This is a genomic window from Streptomyces sp. enrichment culture, from assembly GCF_964273255.1.
Lineage (GTDB): Bacteria > Actinomycetota > Actinomycetes > Streptomycetales > Streptomycetaceae > Streptomyces.
The window spans coordinates 44,517-62,599 of sequence record NZ_OZ186836.1 but is presented as its reverse complement, the minus strand read 5'-3'; the positions used below and the strand labels follow the sequence as shown (position 1 = coordinate 62,599).

Sequence of the window (18,083 nt, the reverse complement as noted above, 5' to 3'; positions counted from 1 at the left end):
CCGGGTGCTGGACGGCTGTGCCCGTACCCGCCGCCTGCTCGCCTGCCATCTCCTCCAACACGGCAACGACGACCTCTTCTACCTTCTGCTGGCCGCCATCCCCGGCGGCTCCTTCCTACCCTCCACGGACCTGCTGTACTGGATGGAGCACTGGGACCAGCTGACTGCCATCAGCCCGGACCGCGCCCAGCACGCCGTCCGCTTCGCGCCTCCCGAAGACCCCGAGACCACGGCACGTGCCGAAGCCTTGCGCCGAGCCCACCCCAGGCTCGCCGCCGCTACCGACTTCTGGGACACCTACCGGCACGACCAGCAAGAACGCGCTGCACACGCCGAAGCGCAACGGCAGCAACGCCGCTTCGACCCGGCCGCCTTGAACACGGCCCTCGACGAGGTCCGCGCCGCCCGCGGCCCCGGCGTCCTGACCGCATGGAACCAACTCCTGCGCTGCCTGCGACGCACACCGGACGGCGCACCGCCAGCGCGGCAATCGACCGGCATACTCACCCTCGCCGCCCAGGCGCCCTCACGCCCCGCCGCCGGCACCGGCCCCGCCCGACGCCTTGACGAGGCGGCCATCCACCTCCTGACCGAACTACCCCCGCTGACCGCCCCCCACTTCCAGCCAAGCACAACCACCCGCCCGCCGACTGCAGAACTCACCGCCTTCGCCCTCGTCGACAACCCGCAAGCGCTACACGCCGACCCGGCGCACTGGGCCGGCTGGGCCATCGCCCTCGCCTCCAACACCGTCTACAGCGACGACGAACGCGACCTCCAGCACACCTGGCTCCAGCTGTGCGTTCCCCGCGCCGAAAACCAGCTGCCGCCGCTGCTACTGGACGCCCTCGACCACGCCTCAGAACAGACCCTCCGCGACCTGGCCGGCGCCCTGGGACAAGACCCCTCCCTGGGGCTCAGACCCCTCCTGCACACCTGGGCTCTGCACCGCGACCGCAGCCCCGAGCAGTGGCAGGCTGTAATTGGCGAACTCGACACAGCCGACGACCCCGACGCCCTCGGCCACCTGATACACGCCCTGGACACCGACCCGAGCCAGCACGAGGCCGGATCGCCCCCACGGCAACGATGGCTGTTCGCCGCCCGCACGCTGCTACGCCACGACATCCTTCCTGAGCACTGGCCCGCCCTGCGCCGCGGCCTGGGCGACCCCGCAGTCCTCAAGGAGTACGGCGACCTGCTGGCCGGCCTGACGACCGGGTCCGACAACTGGCCCTTCGACCACCTCGACGAAGACGCACTTGCCGACCTCTACACCCTCCTGCTGGAAAATATCGGCGTCGAACGCCTGCAACGGCCCCTGCGCAGCGGCTTCATCCAGGAAGAAGACCGCCTCGTCGACCTGCTGCGCCACCTGCCGCTCAGCCTCGCCTCCTGCGGTACCCACCAGGCGGCAACCGCCCTGCACCGACTCGCTCAGGCGTATCCGCAGGTGTGGCAACTGCGCATGCTCGCCCGCGACACCGCCCGCACGGCAGCAGACCACAGCGTCCGGCCCCTCGAACCAGAACAGCTGATCCGGCTCGCCACCGACCGCCAGGCACGTCTCGTCCGCGACGCACGCCAACTCCTCGACCTGGTACGTGAATCCCTGGACGCCCTGGAGGAAGACCTGCAGGGCTACAACGGAACGGCCGTCACCCTCTGGAACCGCGACCAGCACCGCTTCAACTCCACTACCCAGTGCTGGCCCTGCTGGGAAGACGACCTCAGCGATGCCGTCGCCTCCTTCCTGCGCCGCGACATCGGCGGCCACCGCGTCGTCGTCAACCGGGAAGTCCAGGTACGACGCGACGGCCTGCCCGGCCTGCGCACCGACATACAGATCGAAGCCCCCGCGCCCGCCGACACCGGCCAGTACACCCTCAGAGTCATCATCGAGGCCAAGGGATGCTGGAACCCCGAACTGCCCACCACCGCCCGCACTCAGCTGCGCGCCTACCTCAGCGAACCCGACACCGCCGGCCTGCTCCTGGTCGGCTACTTCAACTGCACCCGCTGGAACACCAAGAAACGCAGCTGCCCCGCGACCAACCACGCCATCGACGATGTCCGCCGCGACCAACACGAGCAGGTACGCCAACTAACCGATGACGGCACACTGCTGGCCGCAGCGCACGTACTGGACTGCCGGCTGCCCAGTGAGGACAGCGACTGGCGCAAGACGGACGAGATGGAGTAGACGCCCGGCCCGCCGCGGCAGTCCTCAACTCGAGCTGCATGTCCAGGCCGCCCGCACGCCGCGAGAGGACCGGGACCGCCCCCTGAACGATCACCATCGTCAAGGCACCGCAGGTCCGGCTGGCGCCCACCCTCTGACCCATCCCAACAGCCTGCGTCTGCGGGACCGCGCCTGTCCCGCGGCGCCACCCAGACCAGCGCCCGTAGTGTCGCCACGCCCAGGTTGCGGCCGCCGCGGACGGAGCCGCCCAGCACCTGCACCCGGCCCCCTCCCCTTGCCGCCCCGTCCGGAGAGGGGGAGAGACGGGCGGGCACGGGCTGGCAAGGGAGGGGAGAGAACCCGCGCTGGGGCCTGCGTGCGTGGGCGCCCAAAACGACCTGCTGGGACTGAGTCTGCTCCCGCTGGCTCTGGCGGCTCCACCAGGCGCTCAGCAGCGCTGGCACACCGGCCAATACCCCGCCGGTCGCCACGCCCACCACTGCGGCCCACTGTTCATCCATGCCGATCATCATCGCTCAGTGGTCCCGTCCGACTCGGACTGGCCCGGCAGCAGCGTCGTGGGGAGCTAGGCTGCAGGGCAGGTGTGGGCTTCCTGGGCTGCGGGCCGGGTGGTGATCTGGTCGGTCCGCACGCGCAGCGCTTTGTCCGCGAGGTTATCGGTGCCTCGGGCGCGTTGGGGATCCCACAGCCAGGTCTCGTCTCCGGTGGCGCCGAACGCGACGACCGGGTGGCCGGTGGGCAAAGGGCCCGGCTGCACGGCCGTCTTCGTCGCGTCGAGCGGGATGACACAAACCCGCCGGGCGGTGATCCCGAAGAAGGGAGCGAGGTCGTGTCCGGCTGCGGCCTGTGCGGCAGTGCGCTTGGCGGCTGTGCTGGCAGAGGACAGGCCGCCTATCAAGGCCACCAGCATCATCAGCGCGGTGAGCGCGCCTACGGAGGCGATGCAGTACGCCCTCGAGCCGGTGATCCAGTAGAAGTGGCGGGCCCAGCCCAGCGCAGCCAGTCCGCACAAGGCGGCACCGATGCACCACGCAGCGGGTTTCACGCCGGCCAGATATGTCCACAGCAGGTCGGTGTTGGCGGCTGAGAGCGGGATGCCCAGGCTCACACTCAGGTAGAGACCCTGAGCCAGCCGTCCCATCCAGGGCACCACCCACACCAGCGGCAAAACGACAACGGGCAGCAGCGTGGCGGCGTTACGGGAGAACCAGCTCTGGCGCAGCGCATAGACGCACCCGGGCAGTACCAGTAGCCCGCCCATCAAGAGCCCCATCGGCCCCAGAAGATTGACGTCCGGCACCACCGTGGACAGCACCCGTGCCGCATACCCGCACAAGCCTGCACCGCCGACCAAAGCCAGCCCACACAGCCAGACGACCGCCCTGCGGTGCCGTTCCCCGTCAGCGATCCACGGACCCGTCCACCACGCCACTGCCAGAAGCAGCGGCGCCAATACGACCTGCCACCACGCACCGAGTCCCGCCAGTACCCAGCCGAAGACCACGACGGCGGCCCACGCCGCCAAGACGGGCAGCCCCAGGACGCGGGTGTACCAGGGAGCAGGGTCCTGCGGCCGTAAGGCATGGGCGGAAGCGATTCCGGGCCGCACGCCGTAGTCCTCACCGAAGGGGCCGTCCCCCAGGTCAGATTGCAGGTGAAGCGCCGCCAGCGCCTCCTCCTGCGTGCCCGGGCCGTCCAGGCGCACCCGCCGGTGCACGTCTGCTCCTCCCATCTGCTCCCACAGTCTTGCCGCTCGTGTCTGCCACCAGCGATCTCCCCAGTCCACCTTCCGGTATACGTGCCAGGTGCTGGCCGCCGTCGGCACGTCGTCGGGTTCCAGGAGCGTGGCGTCGCCGAGGCGCGCCGTCACCCGGCCCGTCAGAGCTGTCATGACACGCCGCTCCGCCTCGCTCAGGGCGCCCCAGCGGCTTCCCAGCAGGCGTACCTCCACCCGAAACAGCGCCGCCCCATTCTCCTGCGGGGCATCACCCACTCGTGAGAACAGCAAACCGCGCCGTTCCCACTGCTCACGGGCTACTGCCTCCTCCTGGCCGGGTACCCGGACCAGCACAGCCGCACGCTGCGTGAACTCCCCTGGCGGCGGTGGTGGACTGTCAGCGCCAGCCTCACTGTCAGGGTCGGATGTACGACGGAATCGGATCGGGGCGACGAGCGCGCTTGCCATGACGACGGACCTCCAGCAACAGATCTTGCAGACACCAGACAGTGCCGACACAGTCAGGGAACGCTCACGAGGGCGGCCGCCGGACTTGCAACGGCAGGACCCACAGCGGCACACACATCCATTTCAGTGCGGCTCCGAGCGGCCGCAATCGTCCCTTGCATCCTGCCCAGTGCCATTGCCGACCGCGGCTATATCGAGCCACTGGCACGCTGGCGCGTGCTCCCGAAGAAACGATCCCGGGTGCGAACCTGTTTTCAGCACCTGCAGCGTGCCCTGTACACAGGGGAGTTCAGCGTCAGCAATCCGCGGTGCATCCCGGGTGTCCAGGAGCTCGCCCTGTCTGCGCAGCGTGTGCAGTCCCCGGTGCTGCTCGACCAGAAGGTGGTCCCGCTGCGCCGGGCTGAGGCTCTTCAGACGCGCCTTGTAGTGGGCCTGTAGCCGCTGTGCCCACACCTGGTGCTGCTCCAGGACACTTTTCAGGGCGAGACGGGTGCCCAGCGGGGCTCTGACACTCACCCTCGCCGTACCCTCGTCCTCCTCCTCTTCGAATTTCTCGTTCTCCTCGAGGAAGTCGTGCTCCACGCCTGTTCTTCCCTTGCTCGGTGAACTGTCACCAGAGTCCGTGCCTGAGTGTTGTGCCTGCCCGGGCGGCTGCAAGCGATGTCAGATAGTGCGGCTGCGGCCGATGGCCAGGGAATCCAGCAGCTCCTCGGTGATGCGCTCCTGCTTGTTCCAGATCGCTTTCTGGGCGCCCTGGCTGACGAGCTGGGACAGGGCCCGCAGGTAGCCCTTGGTGCGGCGGTGCAGGTATTCGTGCAGGTTGGTCAGGTCGTCCGGCTGGTGGTGGTGCAGGCACAGGTTCTTGTCGAACTTGCGGACGATCTTCGTGAACAGTTTGTGGCCGTCCGTGTCGTAGCCGATCCGGCTGGTGCGCAGGGCGGCGTAGTCGCCCCAGATCTCCTCGTTGTCGGCCAGAGCGGTTTCCCGGTCCCGGGTCAGGGGATCGATGATGGAACGGGCGGCCCGTCCGGCGAAGAGGAAGGTGGCACCGGTGCTTTCACTGATCTCTTCCAGGTAGGCGAATGACTCCTCGGCGTCCGCGCCGGCCCGCAGCTGCTCGATGCCGTCGATGAGGACCAGCAAGGTGGAGCTGTTGCGCATCACATGGCAGATGGAGCGGGTGGGGTCGCTGCCGCCGTCGTGCTTGAGGCCGAGGAAGGAGGCGAAAGCTGCCGGCCAGTTCCGCCGTCCGCCGCGGGCCAGGGGAGGCACCCGCAGCGCGATCACCGGGATGCGGTTCTCGTCCGGCTCATACAGGCGGGCGATCTTGTTCTCGTAGTGGCGGCCGATGTACTGCAGGATCTCGGTCTTGCCGGTGCCGCGGGGGCCGTCGATGATGACACCGGTCTTGCCGTGGATGCGTTCCCGGTTGGCCAGCAGATGCTCGTGGACGACGACCAGGGCCCGGCCGATGGCGGGGGTGACCACGGTCGGCATCAGGGCGTGATAGCGCAGCCGCAGGTCGTTGTCGGCGACTTCCGTGCCGGGCGGCGGGCTGTCGGCCAGGTCGGGCCGGGTGCGGTCCAGGGCGGCGAAGGTGCGCCAGTTGCTCAGGGTGTTCAGCCATACCGGCCGGGGCGCGGTGAACACCGGCGTGGGGGCGGGGGAGTCGATGAGTAGACGGATGTCATCGTCTTCGGTCTCCTCGATGACCGGTGGCTGCGTCATGTCCTGTCCTCCTGCGGGGGGTCGGTTTCGGCGGGCAGGTCCAGCAGGTGACGCGCCACGCTGTCGAGGCTGTCGTCCAGGTCACCCAGATCCGCCAGGAGCGAGGACACTTCGGTGTCCGCGCCGCCGGGAGCGTCCGGTCCGTGGGCGGGCCTGGGCGCGATCTCTTCTTCCGCGGGGGAATACAGGCTCGGCTCGTCCAGCTCCAGCACCGTCAAGGGTCCCAGCGCGTCCAGGTCCAGCGCCTCCGCGTCGGCGAACGGGTCGAAAACGCCGTCACCGGACGGCTCCCACCCGCCATCCAGCCCCGGCACGGGCGCGTAGCCGTCGGGCACGCTCACCACACCCGGGTCGTCCGGACCCTGTCCCGCCCGCTCCAGCAGGTCGGCCAGGACCTGCGCGATGGCTTCGTCCTGCGTGTGGCGGCCGCCGCGCGCCACGCACTCCGCGGTGGCCGAGTCCCACAGGTGCTGTGTCCACGGGGCGCCGATCAGGTGCTGGTGCTTGAAGACGGCAGTGATCCACTCGCCGGAGCGGTGGTCGCGCAGCCACACCTGCTCGGGCGTGTAAGGGTTGTAGCGCAGCTCCCACCCGTCACGCTTCTTGCCCTTGAGCCCCGACGGCGTGTTGCGGACCTCCTCGAGTTCCCCTTTGAAGTTGTCGTAGGTGCGGTTCTTGAACCGGATGCCGTCATCGCGCACCCCGACCCAGGCGGTGGGCAGCAGCTGGAGGTAGTCCGCAAAGCCCAGCGGGATCGGTAGGTAGCCAGCCGCCTGCACGCCCGCTGCGTACATCTGGTTCGGAGTCAACGGCGGCAGGTTCGGCTCGTAAGGGCTGCGCAGCTCCTCATGCGGCCGCGCCTGCCAGCCGACCGCGATCCACTCCTGCAGCAGATTGTCCAGCTCCTGCAGCGTCCACAGCCGGTCCGGATCGATCTCCTTCCCGCGGCGGCTGAAGTCCCGCCCGGTGTAGGAGTTGACGTGCTGGCTGAACAGCGACTTGATCGACGCAAAGGTCCGCTCGACGATCGCCTTGTCGGTCGGGGTGCGCTTGCGCGCCGGACGCACAGAGATGCCGAGGTAGGAGCAGGCGTCGAAGAAGGTTTGCCCGGTGAAGACCGTGCCGTGGTCGATCACGATCGTCTCCGGCATGATGACCGGCCGGGCCGCTGCGTGCTCCATCCGCGCGTCGACCTCCAGCAGTTCCTCATACGGCAGATCCGAACGGGCCGCGGACGCGGCCCCGTCGAAGCCAGGCCGCATCGGGGCCGGCACCATGCACAGCGCCAGCAGCAGTGAGGCGTCCACTGCCTTGGTGGCCCGCCCCTTGCTCGTGCCGGTGCTCAGCAGCGCCCTCGTCTGTTGCCGGGTCTTGCGCCGGCCCGCAGTCTTGGGCCGTAGCACGGCTGCGATGATGCTGCGCGTGAAAACGTCGATGGCTGCCGTGAGTTCCACCTGGGTGGGCCGTCCGTCATCGCCCAGCACTTTGACATCCAGCGCGGTGGAGTCGATCTGCACGAGCTCGCCCGGCGCGGTGGCGGTGGTCACAGCGAACGGCGGGGCCGGACGGTTGAGACGGTCCTTGCGGCGCCGGGTGGGATCCCGCAGCTGAAGCGCGTCGATCCCCAGCCGCTTCAACAGCGCGTACAGCGTGGGGTCGGCCGGCACCTTCACGCCGGGGCCCAGCCTGGCCCGTGCCGTGCGCCGCAGGTTCTTGAACAGCGTGCGGGCGTCGGTGGCGGCTTCTTCTTTCGCCTGGCGTTCCTGCAGCGCCAGCAGCAGGTCCACCACCCGAGCATCGGTGCGCCCGTTCACCGTTGTCTGGCGGGTACGCCGCTTATCGATGAGCCCCCAGATGTCCTCGCGAAGAAAGGCCAGCCGCTTGCGCTGGACCGTCTTCCACGACACCTTCCAACCCAGCACGGCCTGCAGCTCGGCAGCCTTGCGTTCATAGCGCTCGACCAGCGTGAACAGCTCCGGGTCATAACCTTCCCGCGGTCTGCTGCCCTCGGGGACCTCCGGCAGCAGACCGGTGTCGACCTCGATGACGTGCCGCCGCCACATCCGTGCTTCATGGGCGCACTCGGCACTGACCCCCTCCAGCATGGACCAGTTCGGCAGCGGCTCCGCCGACACCGGCCGGCCCGACCGGTCGAGCACGGCGAAGTCCCCGGCTGCGGCCAGGAACTGAATCGGCACCGACACCGCAGAGGCCGCCCCACCTGAGGCAGGCTCCAGATGCGCCGTCGTACCCGACAGGGCCGAGACGCCATAGTGGCTGCCCATCCAGCGCACCTGGTCGCCGGGCGCCAGAATGCCGCGCGGCGCCAGGCCAGCGGCCGGGGGCTGGCTCTCCGGCACCACGCTCACGCTGTCTTCCCCTCAAGGGGCTGCCTCATCGCCGACGGCATCCGGCCCGACAATCTGATCACACTGCTCGGGCCCATGGCCTTGTTCCACTCCATGCCCAGCTCCTGCCGCCACAGCAGGTGATACAGGCGCGGCAGCGTCGACAGTCGCGGCAGCCCCGTCGCCCGTACCCCCTCCTCCAGCTCGCAGGGAGTCCGGAACGCGGCCTTCAGAGCCTGCTCGACCTCCCGGTCGCCCCACCGCGGGTGCCGGTAATGCGATACCCACCGCAGGTTCGCCAGCGCCATAGGTCCCGGAATCCGCGGCATCCCCAGCTCCCAGCCCGCCTCCTGACAAGCCTGGCGCAACACCTGCTGCTGACGCTGCCACCGCGGACTCGGCCCGCTCGCCGGAGGGCAGGCAACGACCAGCGTCGCCCCCTGATCCGTGCGCACGAAGAAGTCCGGCACGACGCTGCGCTCCCGGCCCCGCGCACGCCACTTGATCTTCGCGGACCAAGCGGTGAACTCCGTCACCGACGGGCTGAAATCCAGCAGCATGGCCACCGCCAGCACGTTCATGGACCGGCAGCCCACATGCTTGCCGGTCGTGGCGGCCCACCACCAGGTAGCTATGCTGCGCTGAGAGGGATGCCGGGCCGGACGCCACACCTCGCCCCGGCGGGTGAGCGGAACAGAGCCTGCCTGGGCGACGGGGACCGTGATGCTCCTGCTGCCGTCCTCAAGGCGGTGGACCGCCATCAATGCCTCAGCCATCGTGCTCCCGCATCTGTCCGGCCTCTGCAAATCCTCATATTGCACGGCGAGTTGACTTTAGTGCGGGGGGAGATGGCCAAGGGTCAAATACCGTCATCCTCAAAGCTGCCGACCGTCCCGCCGACGGCCGGCGTGACGCCCCGCAGGGCGAGACCATGACCACCCTCACCTCTCCCTGCAGACCGCTGACCTGGACGGTCCCACGCCAGCCGCTTATCCGTCCTGTCCCGGGCCGCACCTGCCGACACAAGATCCACGATGACCGGATGCCGACGCCGCACGCCGTCGGCCTGCCAGATTCGGCTGCGTGCGAGAAGACCACCCCGACACCTCCGATCTCCACGCCCGCGTGGACGGGCTCCTCGCCGACCTGGCAGCACGGCGCAGCCCCCTGCCACCGGCCTGCGAACGGACCCGGCTGCGCGAGGCCGCGGGCCTGTCCCCTGCACAGGTAGCGGACACCCTCGTCTGCCAGGCTCAGGACATCGAGGCATGGGAGGCCGGGAATCGGGAACCGATCGGTGTTCGTCGCACGGCTTACGCGCGGCTTCTCAAGGGCCTTAAGCACATGGAGAAACCGAAACGGGACGACAAGCTCGTCCCCGGCGAGAGCACCGCATCACCCGCACGGCCCGCACGGCCCACAGCACCCACGTTGCCCGTCGGTCCGCAGCAGCCAGCGCTCTTCCCCGCATCCGCCGAAGCACCACCACGCCCGCCAGTGGCTAGCGAACCACCCGTCACGCCCACCGGGCCGCTGGCCGTTATCGACCACGACATCTTCCTGGTCGCCCACTTCACCAACGGCACCCGCCTGCCCCTGGACGCGGACGACCTTGTCGGCCTGCTGGAGTGGACGCTGCGCAGCGGTCTGCACCAGGAACGGCTGTCCCCCCACGGCAAGGACAGTGACCCGCTTATCGTCCTGACCCCCGCAGCGAGTGCCGCACTGCACCTGCCCGCCCACCTGGAGGACCGAACCGCCCTGTGCCTTCCTGCCGGCCATCCCGTCCTGACGCAGCTGGGGCAGGCAGGCTTTCTCCTCACCCGCCGCGGCTTCGGCCCGTGGGCCGGGATCTACCGGCCGGTCGTGAACAACAGGCGCGCCTCGGTACACGTCGCCGTCATGGCCTGGGGAGCCCTGTCTCAGGATGGGTGGAACCTCCCACCACTGCCGCCGTCAGACCTGGCACGGCTGCTGGGCACCTACGCGGCCCGGCTCTTGACCCCCAGCGGCTCCACCGCGGTCTGCGGCGTCAGACTGATGACGGCCCTGCGGCCACCCACCAAAGCGACCTACGACCCGGCCACCCTCAAATGGGTGTCCGGGCCCAACCCCGGCGCCCTGCACAAGCCGTTCGAGCCAGCGCCCCCAGAAGCCCCCGACGCCCACCCCCTGGCTAAAGGCCGCCCGCCGGAGCAGGCCATGGAGGAGGAAGCCTGGGACTGGAGCCGCCCGCCCGACCAGCAGGAGACAGCCGACTTCCCGCACGTCGTCGGACTCGACACCAACATGGCCTTTATCGTCGCCGCCTCCAGGCTGTCCGTCGGACGCAATGCCCCGCCCCGCCATGTCACGACGCCCGCCTTCGACGAGAAAACTCCCGGCGCCTGGTACTGCGACCTCAGCCACGCCCCGCACGACCCGCGGCTGCCCTCGCCTTTCACCGCCACCGGTCAACCCCCGACCAAACCCGCCTGGTACACGACCGTCACCCTCGCCTACGCCAAGGAACTCAACATCGAGGTCCGGCCTATCGAGGCCTACGTCCGCGACGATCACGGCTCATATCTGGACCCCTGGTACACGCGACTGAGAGACGCCTACCTCGCCACCATGGCCGACCTCGGCGTACACAAGGACATCCCCCAGGCCGACTACCTGGCCGCCATGAAAAGACTCTCGACGGCAGACCCCGCCCTGCTCGCCCTGCTCGCAGCGATCAAAGCCACAGGAAAAGGCGGCCTCGGCAAACTCCGCGAAGGCCCCCGTGCCCCCGCCGCCCCCTACACACGCTGGCCCGCACTCAACCAGCCCACCTGGCGCCCCGACATCCGTGCCGCCGTCATCTCACGCACCCGCGTCAGCCTGCACCGCAAAATGCGCAGGATGCTCACCGAGACCGGCCGCAGCCCGCTTGCCGTCCTCTCGGACTGCGTCATCTACCCCGCCCACCAGCCGACCGCCCTCGACGTCGTCCCCACCGGCCCCGACCAGACCGGCATCAAGGGACTGCTGTGCCTGGGCGTCAACCCCGGCTTCGTCAAAGAAGAAGGCGTTCAGACCATGGCCTGGTACCAGCACCAGCACACCCAAGGCCTCAACCCCGCCCGCTACATCAAAGCCCACCCCGACGCCTGACCCCTCCCACGCCGATGCCACCTGCCCCACACCTACTGCGTCGGCCGCCACGGCATGCTCGTCATCCGCGCTCCCAGACGCCACGGAAGACACGACGCCTCCTCCAGCGGACCATGCACCGGAACCACACGATGCGGCTCCAGCAACGCCAGCGGCACACTCCGGGGATGCGCCCGCGCATCCTGCCGCGCCAGACGCTCGACGACCGGCACCGTATTGCGGTGCGACATCAGCCACGCCTCCAACCCCCGATGCCCCCCGGCGGCCATCTCCTCACCCATCCCCAGCCGTTCACCCACCCACTGCACCCACCGCCCCGTCGACCACCCCGCAGGACCGCCCGCGAAACTGCGCCCCACCGCCCGCTGCCGCTCCCGCACGGCCATCGCCTCCGCCACGATGACCACCTCCGGATACACCACCAAGGGAACAGCCCACAGCGCCGAACGATCCACCCCCAAAACCTCCTGCCGCGCCCGCCACACCCCACGCCAGGCCATCTGACGGCACTGCCACCAATACACCGCCACCTGCTGCGCATCCGCCAGCAGAGCCCGCGCGTACAGACCTGTACGACGCTCCAGACCCACCCGCCGCACGTGCGCCTCCACCACCTCTGGCAACCGCTCGAGGCCGACCTGGAACTGCCCCCGGCCTACAGCCGTCCACCGTCCGTGCCGCACACACACCGGCCACTGCCCACCGCCCACCCGCCACACCGGACGCTCACCGAGCCCAGCCGCGCACAACGCACAGGCCTGCACCGGCATCCAGTTCTCCGGCCAGGCTTCCACCTTCACCTGGTGGCGGGCCCGCGGACCAATGCCGCTGTCGCCGAGCGACACCAGCGCCCGTTCCAGATGCGGCAAGGGCCGTCCACTGACCTCCGCCAGACGCTGACGCGCCGCAGGCCCCAGACGCACCTCCTCAGCACCCGGATCAACCGCCCGGATGGTCCTCGGCGCACCGATGTACTGAGCCAGCTCCTCGAAGGCCATCCCATTGCGCACCGCGAGCCGCCACAGATACGACGCGATCGTCTCGCCGCGCACCATCACCACACGTCCCGGCAACCGCGGGAGCGGCTCTTCGATCCTCATGCAGTGATCGTCACAACCCCCGCCGCCGGCGCCACACAAACAAGCCACCCACCACGAAAGCTGCCCGCCGTGCCTCTGAGGCTGAGCGCCGACACCGTCCAGGAAGCACTCGACCGGGCCGACTCCCGGCACTGGACCCGCAACCCGCCCCGTTCCATGCGGGTCCGGCTCACCTACCTCCTCAAGCACTACGAGCCTGCCGCCCTTGCCCGTCGGCTCCAGACGACACCCTCCCACCTGGACGCTCTGCTCGACGCTCAGCAGGTAGCGGAAGACGACCTGCATAACGCAGTGGAACGCGAAGTCGTCCGGATATGGCAGCCTCGCGTCCGCCGCCGCGCCCACGCCACCCTCCTCGCCAACGGCGGCCGGATGACACTCAGCTTCCGCGCATGGCTGGGATTCACCGCAACAGTCGGATCAAGTGACGACCCACGCCTGCGCTTTTTGAGCCTGCACCTGGACGCCCCCTTTCCGGAACTCCTGTTCACCGCCCGGCGCATCGGAGCACCGGAATCAGAACTGCAAGCCATCCTCAACGACGCACTCAGCACGTGCTACTTCCACCGCGGCCGGCCCGCACACCTCAGGGAGAGCGTGAGCCTCGACCGCATCGACTTCCTGGAGTTCTACTACTGAGATCGATCCGCTCCTCCCGCTCCCTGCAATGAGCCCGTGAGCCGAAGTACGGTAGTTGTCACATAGGCAGGCTTGCTGTCACCGGCGAAGCTGCGGGTCGCTGGGCCCGCCCATCCGGGAAGTCAGCGCCTCGGGCACAATCAGGAGCCGTGCCCACCCCTCCTGATCCCGCAGTCCTGTACCCCGATGTCGCGGCCTGCGGCAGCCTCGCCGCGGCGCTCCGGGCCGAGGCGGAAGGCTGCCTCGCCGGTGTTCCCGTCACGTCCTCGGACTCTGATCCGCTGCTTCACGCGACCGTCACAAGCATGCTGCCGAACCGCGAGCCGCTGCAGATCAGCGCATGGTCGCACGAGCGGCGGTGGTCGATCCGCGGCACGGAACCGTTCCAGACCCTGTCCCTCATTGATGGCAGGACGGACGACCTGGCGGAGGTCGCCAGGGCCGCCCGGGCCTGGCACGACGGTGAGCCGTTGAACGGCATTCGCCAGGCGGCACCCTTCGTGCACCTGACTGGCCGGTTCGAGGTGCCCGATCTCGATTCCGCGCGACTGGTGGAATCTGAGTGGCAGAGCATGCGCGTGGAGGCGAGCGGGCTGGACTACGTCTGGCAGAAGACGTACCAAGCCCTGATTGAGGCGGCGCACGCCGAGCCGGCGCTTCGTGCCCTCTACCCGTTCACGAGCCACTGGGCGTTGCGCTTCTCGACCAGCACCCGCCCGCACCTGACCGTCGTCGGACCGTGCCTGACCGCGGGCAGCGACGGCATGTACGGGGTGGGGACAGGGTTCATCACGCCGGACCTTGGCCTGTTCGCCACAGCGCACGAGGCCGTGGCGGTGGCCGTGCACCATATGCCGTCCGGCCTCGGCCCGGTCACGCTTGGCGGATGACCTTGCCCGACAGAGGGGCCGTGTGGGTGCAACCACCGCCCGCATCGCCCCGGCACTGGTGACAGAAAGGCTGCCGAACAAGCACTTGTGACAGGTCGAATGCCTCGTTGGTGACAACCAGGCTGCCTCGACCGTCCCCATTCACCACTTCAGCCGGTCCTGCTGGTGACAACTACCGTGCTTCGGCTCAGAGCCCGGGGCGGGGCGCGTGGTTGACCTCGGTCGCCCTCACGCGCTGCTTGCCAGCACGGGACTCGGGGCGGAAGGCGGACGCGGTGCTGTGGGACGTCGACCGTCGCGTTTCTGCCGCCTTTGACGCTCTTTCAGCTGCCATACTAGATTGAGTCCCCGATCAGATAACAGAGTCCGCTTGTAGAAGGGAGGCTGGCATGCTGCTGACGACCGGGCAGGCGGCAGACGAACTCGGCTGTGCGATCACCACCTTCCGCCGCCTCGTGCATGCCGGCCTGCTGCCAGGCCTGTCCCGCCGTGGCGTACGCGTCATGATCCCCCTGGACGCGGTCCAAGCCCTCGCCACCCGCCGTCGCGCCCCGCTGGAACAACTGGACGTCACGGAGATCGCTGTGTTGCGGGTCGACGCAGCCCGCCCGGCCCCCGAGCCCGACCGGCGATGGATCGGCTTCGCCGCCACCCTCACCCCCGACGACCTGCTCAAGGCCCTGCGCGGCTGGTGGCGCTGCGACCCGGTAAGCGTCGCGGCTGGGGGAGTACTCCCCGTGACCCTGTCGGGCTACGTCGTCGCCGTCCTGACCGGCCTGCAGGCATGGGAAAAAGACTCAACCGGCCGCCACACCTTCTCCCAGGCTCGCCTGGCCGGCTATATCACCGACCTGGCCGCACCCCGCATCACCCTCACCTCCGGCAGGGATGGTGATCAACACCTTGCCGAGTTGCTGCTGGGTTCCCGCCTGCCCTCCGACTCCGGCGGGGCGATCGCCTACGTCACTACCCGTACCGCCAACTGAACGCCAGGCCCGGACAAGGAAGCCCCTCATGGACGCACAGAGCTACAACGCCGCGCTCGCCGACCTGCGCGCCGTGCGGGACCAGATCAAGAAGGCCCGGGCGGCGCTGGCGAAGCTCGAAAATGACCGGGCTAGGCGGATCGCCCAGGTGGCCTCCTACGAGAAGGCCAAAGCAGAGCGGATCGCCCCGGCCGCCGGGCTGAGCGTGTCCGACGTCGTCGCCCTCGTCCCGTCCCTGGCGCCCGACAGCCTCACCGCGGGAAATGCCGAGGTGCCGGCTACCGCCGCGCCTACGCTGTCCGAGGACGCCGAGCTGGAACTGGCCACGCAGCCCGCCGCAGTGGCGCCCGCCCTGCGTACCGCGCGGCCGCAGGCCGCCCCCTCCGAAGCCCCGGCGGTGACGGCAGCCGCGGATGCGCCGCGTGCTCTTCCCTCCATCCCCGAGGGGGAGACGGGCGATGCCTGGTTCGCCCATACGACCGGCCTGGCCTCCACTCGGCCGAACTTCACCCAGCAAGCCCGCTCCACCGTCTTCCTGGACACCGACACCGGCGTGCTGGTCCATCGCAACCAGACTCACCGCCTCGACCTCGGCACCAGGTCGGCCGCGGACGTCCTCACCGCCGTCTTCCACACCATCCCCGAGGGCGTGGAACGGATCTACATCACCGCTGGCGACCCCTGGCACCGCGACGCCGACCGCTACCCCTATCTGCGCGATGCGGTCGCCGCCTGGCTGAACGCCCCCATCCCGGGCTGGCGTACCGACACCGGCCGCGGCCGCGACCGGATGGCGGGGCACTTCGTCCACGCCCGCAACCCCGTCGGCCGCTACCAGCGCGACAGTGGCGACAGCCATGTGGAGATCCGCTCGGTGGGGGAGTGGTTCGACACCAACGGCGACGACCCCGCCACCATCCGAGACGCCTTCGTCCTGCTGTGGCAGGCCCTGCGCCGCCACTGGAACGACGCCGTCATCATGGGCTCCCCCTCCCAGACCGGCCGTGACCTGTGGACCCGCACCATCCCCACCCGCGGCCAGCACGCCGACGGCTACCCCGTCCTGTCCGAAGAACTGCGCGGTCTCCTTCACGCCACTGCCGGACAGGGCCGCAACGAACTCATCACCCCACCCCGCGTCCCCGACGAACTGCCCCAACTCGTCGAATACGACCGCACCTTCGCCTACGCCAAACACACCTGGAAATCCCCGGTCGGCACCCCACGCCGCATCACCGCCCACACCTTCGTCACCTGGAGCGAGAAGGAACAGATCCGCGCCCTGTACGGGTGCGGCCACTGGCAGGTCCGCGTGACGGTCCCCGACGCCTGGAACCACGTCGGCCTCCTGCCCGCCCCCGCCCCCGGCGACCGCGCCTGGCACTACCCGGCCAGCCCCGGCACCACTTTCACCACCTGGGCCGGCGGCCCCGAACTCCATGCAGCCCTGACCAACCCCATCCAGCCGTGGAAGATCGAAATCCTCGACGGCATCCTGTGGGACGACGGCAAACCGCTCGACGACTGGGCCAAGAGACTCAAGGAGACCTGGAGCAACCTCTCCGCCCAAGCCCACTTCCAGGGCGACCCCCAGCAGGCCCGCGCCGCCCACCTCGCCTCCCGCGCCGTGCGCTCCATCCTGCTGTACGGCATCGGCGCCTTCGCCCAGCGCCCCCGCATGGTCACCGGCACCACCCCCCGCACCATGGAGCGCGACGTACCCGCGGACGCCGAGATCATCGGCTTCGACGACAATGTGATCACCTGGCAGAAACCCACGGGCTTTGCCCGAGACCCCAACGCACATCCCGAATGGGCTGCCGCCATCTGGTCCGGCGCCCGCGCCGCCCTCCTCACCCAGCGCCACCGTGATGACGACGCCTACGCCGGAGCCCTCCACACACCCCCCGGCACCGTCGTCGCCTTCCGCACAGACGCCCTCTACCTCACCCAGCCCCACAACTGGCCCTACCACCACCAGCCCGGCGACTACCTCCTTAAAGGCAACCTCACCGGCCCCTTGGCAGCCCCGACCACCGAAGAGGAACTTCTCACCCTGCGGGATGCCGGACGTGCCGCCCTCACCAGTGACCGGGAGACCTGATGGCGCCCCCGCCCCGCCGCAGCACTCCAGGCCGTCGGCACCCGTTGAACGAGGCCGCCCGACTGGCCGACCGACTCCAGCAACACGGCTACACCAAGCGAGACATCGCCCGCATCCTCAACCGCGACCCCTCGCTGGTCTCGCAGTTCTACACCAAAAACAAAGGCGCCGCCTTCGTCACCGCCCTGCGCGAAGTGCTCACCGCCGCCGAAACCGGCGGCATCACCGACCTGCCCGAACTGGCCGCCATCGCCGCCCGCCACACCCGCCGCCGCACCACCGCATCCGGCGCCCGCGCCCGCGTGCGCACCAAAGCCGTATTGATCACCCCCACCGGCTCCGGCACCGGCCGCGTCGGCGCCCAGGCCATCGCCTCCGGCTCCGCACGCCTGCGCCCGCTCATCGCCGAAGCCGCCCGCCGCGGACTGCGCCTGGCCTTCACCGTCCGCCTCGCCAAGACGAGCTACCGCCACCCCTCCGGAAGCAGGACAGACTCTCCCGGCATCCGCCGCGACGTGATCCAGCGCGCCGACCACAGCGAAGAACGCTCCTACGGCTCCGCCCAGACCGGAGGCTTCGACGCCACCGACTTCGCCCGCCGCGTCGACGCCGCCGGCGGGGACGTCACCCAAGCCGTACACCAGTGGCTTGTAGAGACCGGACGCATCCGCCCCGACGCTCAAATCCTCCACCTCGAAGTACGAACCTGGCGTCCGCGCTGATCCGCTGGTCGCCGATGCGTCTTCAACCTCGAAGCCGCGA

Annotated in this window: 13 protein-coding genes; 7 read left to right on the top strand and 6 right to left on the bottom strand. The window is 69.4% G+C overall.

Translation table 11 applies throughout. The annotated features are described in order from the left end of the window. Positions 1-2,203: hypothetical protein (locus ACSU53_RS30505; RefSeq protein WP_437033538.1), on the top strand; the 2,203-nt coding region annotated here is incomplete at its 5' end. 565 nt (positions 2,204-2,768) lie between these two features. Here the strand turns inward: ACSU53_RS30505 and ACSU53_RS30500 are convergent. The 5 genes from ACSU53_RS30500 to ACSU53_RS30480 form a co-directional block, all read right to left on the bottom strand. Next, entirely contained in the window at positions 2,769-4,274 is a 1,506-nt protein-coding gene (locus ACSU53_RS30500) for a hypothetical protein (RefSeq protein WP_437023963.1), read from the bottom strand. 237 nt (positions 4,275-4,511) lie between these two features. Continuing rightward, complete coding sequence (locus ACSU53_RS30495; RefSeq protein ID WP_437023961.1) at positions 4,512-4,970, bottom strand: hypothetical protein; 459 nt, start codon at positions 4,968-4,970, stop codon at positions 4,512-4,514. An 81-nt stretch (positions 4,971-5,051) separates the two neighbouring features. Further along, positions 5,052-6,116, bottom strand: coding sequence for an AAA family ATPase (locus tag ACSU53_RS30490; RefSeq protein WP_437023960.1), 1,065 nt, complete (start codon positions 6,114-6,116; stop codon positions 5,052-5,054). Next, positions 6,113-8,485 (bottom strand): hypothetical protein, encoded by a 2,373-nt coding sequence (locus ACSU53_RS30485; RefSeq protein ID WP_437033537.1) that lies wholly within the window; start codon positions 8,483-8,485, stop codon positions 6,113-6,115. The genes ACSU53_RS30490 and ACSU53_RS30485 overlap by 4 nt, the downstream gene beginning before the upstream one ends. Next, on the bottom strand, positions 8,482-9,240 hold the full coding sequence (locus ACSU53_RS30480) for a TnsA-like heteromeric transposase endonuclease subunit (protein WP_437033536.1): 759 nt from the start codon (positions 9,238-9,240) through the stop codon (positions 8,482-8,484). Before ACSU53_RS30480 ends, ACSU53_RS30485 begins: the two co-directional genes overlap by 4 nt. A 307-nt stretch (positions 9,241-9,547) precedes the next feature. On the opposite strand from ACSU53_RS30480, the gene tap reads away from it, so the two are divergent. After that, a complete protein-coding gene (gene tap / locus ACSU53_RS30475) occupies positions 9,548-11,602 on the top strand; it encodes a telomere-associated protein Tap (RefSeq protein WP_437033535.1) in 2,055 nt (684 codons plus the stop codon). A gap of 32 nt (positions 11,603-11,634) precedes the next feature. Here the strand turns inward: tap and ACSU53_RS30470 are convergent, their stop codons facing one another. Next, positions 11,635-12,702 (bottom strand): TniQ family protein, encoded by a 1,068-nt coding sequence (locus ACSU53_RS30470; RefSeq protein WP_437033534.1) that lies wholly within the window; start codon positions 12,700-12,702, stop codon positions 11,635-11,637. Positions 12,703-12,771: 69 nt separating this feature from the next. On the opposite strand from ACSU53_RS30470, the gene tpg reads away from it, so the two are divergent. The 5 genes from tpg (at position 12,772) to ACSU53_RS30445 (ending at position 18,043) form a co-directional block, all read left to right on the top strand. Continuing rightward, positions 12,772-13,341 (top strand): telomere-protecting terminal protein Tpg, encoded by a 570-nt coding sequence (tpg, locus tag ACSU53_RS30465; RefSeq protein ID WP_437033533.1) that lies wholly within the window; start codon positions 12,772-12,774, stop codon positions 13,339-13,341. Between the two features lie 149 nt (positions 13,342-13,490). Beyond that, entirely contained in the window at positions 13,491-14,231 is a 741-nt protein-coding gene (locus ACSU53_RS30460; protein WP_437033532.1) for a DUF6193 family natural product biosynthesis protein, read from the top strand. Between the two features lie 389 nt (positions 14,232-14,620). Next, positions 14,621-15,217, top strand: a complete 597-nt coding sequence (locus ACSU53_RS30455) for a helix-turn-helix domain-containing protein (protein ID WP_437033531.1) — start codon at positions 14,621-14,623, stop codon at positions 15,215-15,217. Between the two features lie 28 nt (positions 15,218-15,245). Next, on the top strand, positions 15,246-17,321 hold the full coding sequence (locus ACSU53_RS30450; RefSeq protein WP_437033529.1) for a hypothetical protein: 2,076 nt from the start codon (positions 15,246-15,248) through the stop codon (positions 17,319-17,321). Beyond that, a complete protein-coding gene (locus ACSU53_RS30445) occupies positions 17,321-18,043 on the top strand; it encodes a helix-turn-helix domain containing protein (protein ID WP_437033528.1) in 723 nt (240 codons plus the stop codon). Before ACSU53_RS30450 ends, ACSU53_RS30445 begins: the two co-directional genes overlap by 1 nt. Positions 18,044-18,083 lie beyond the last annotated feature (40 nt).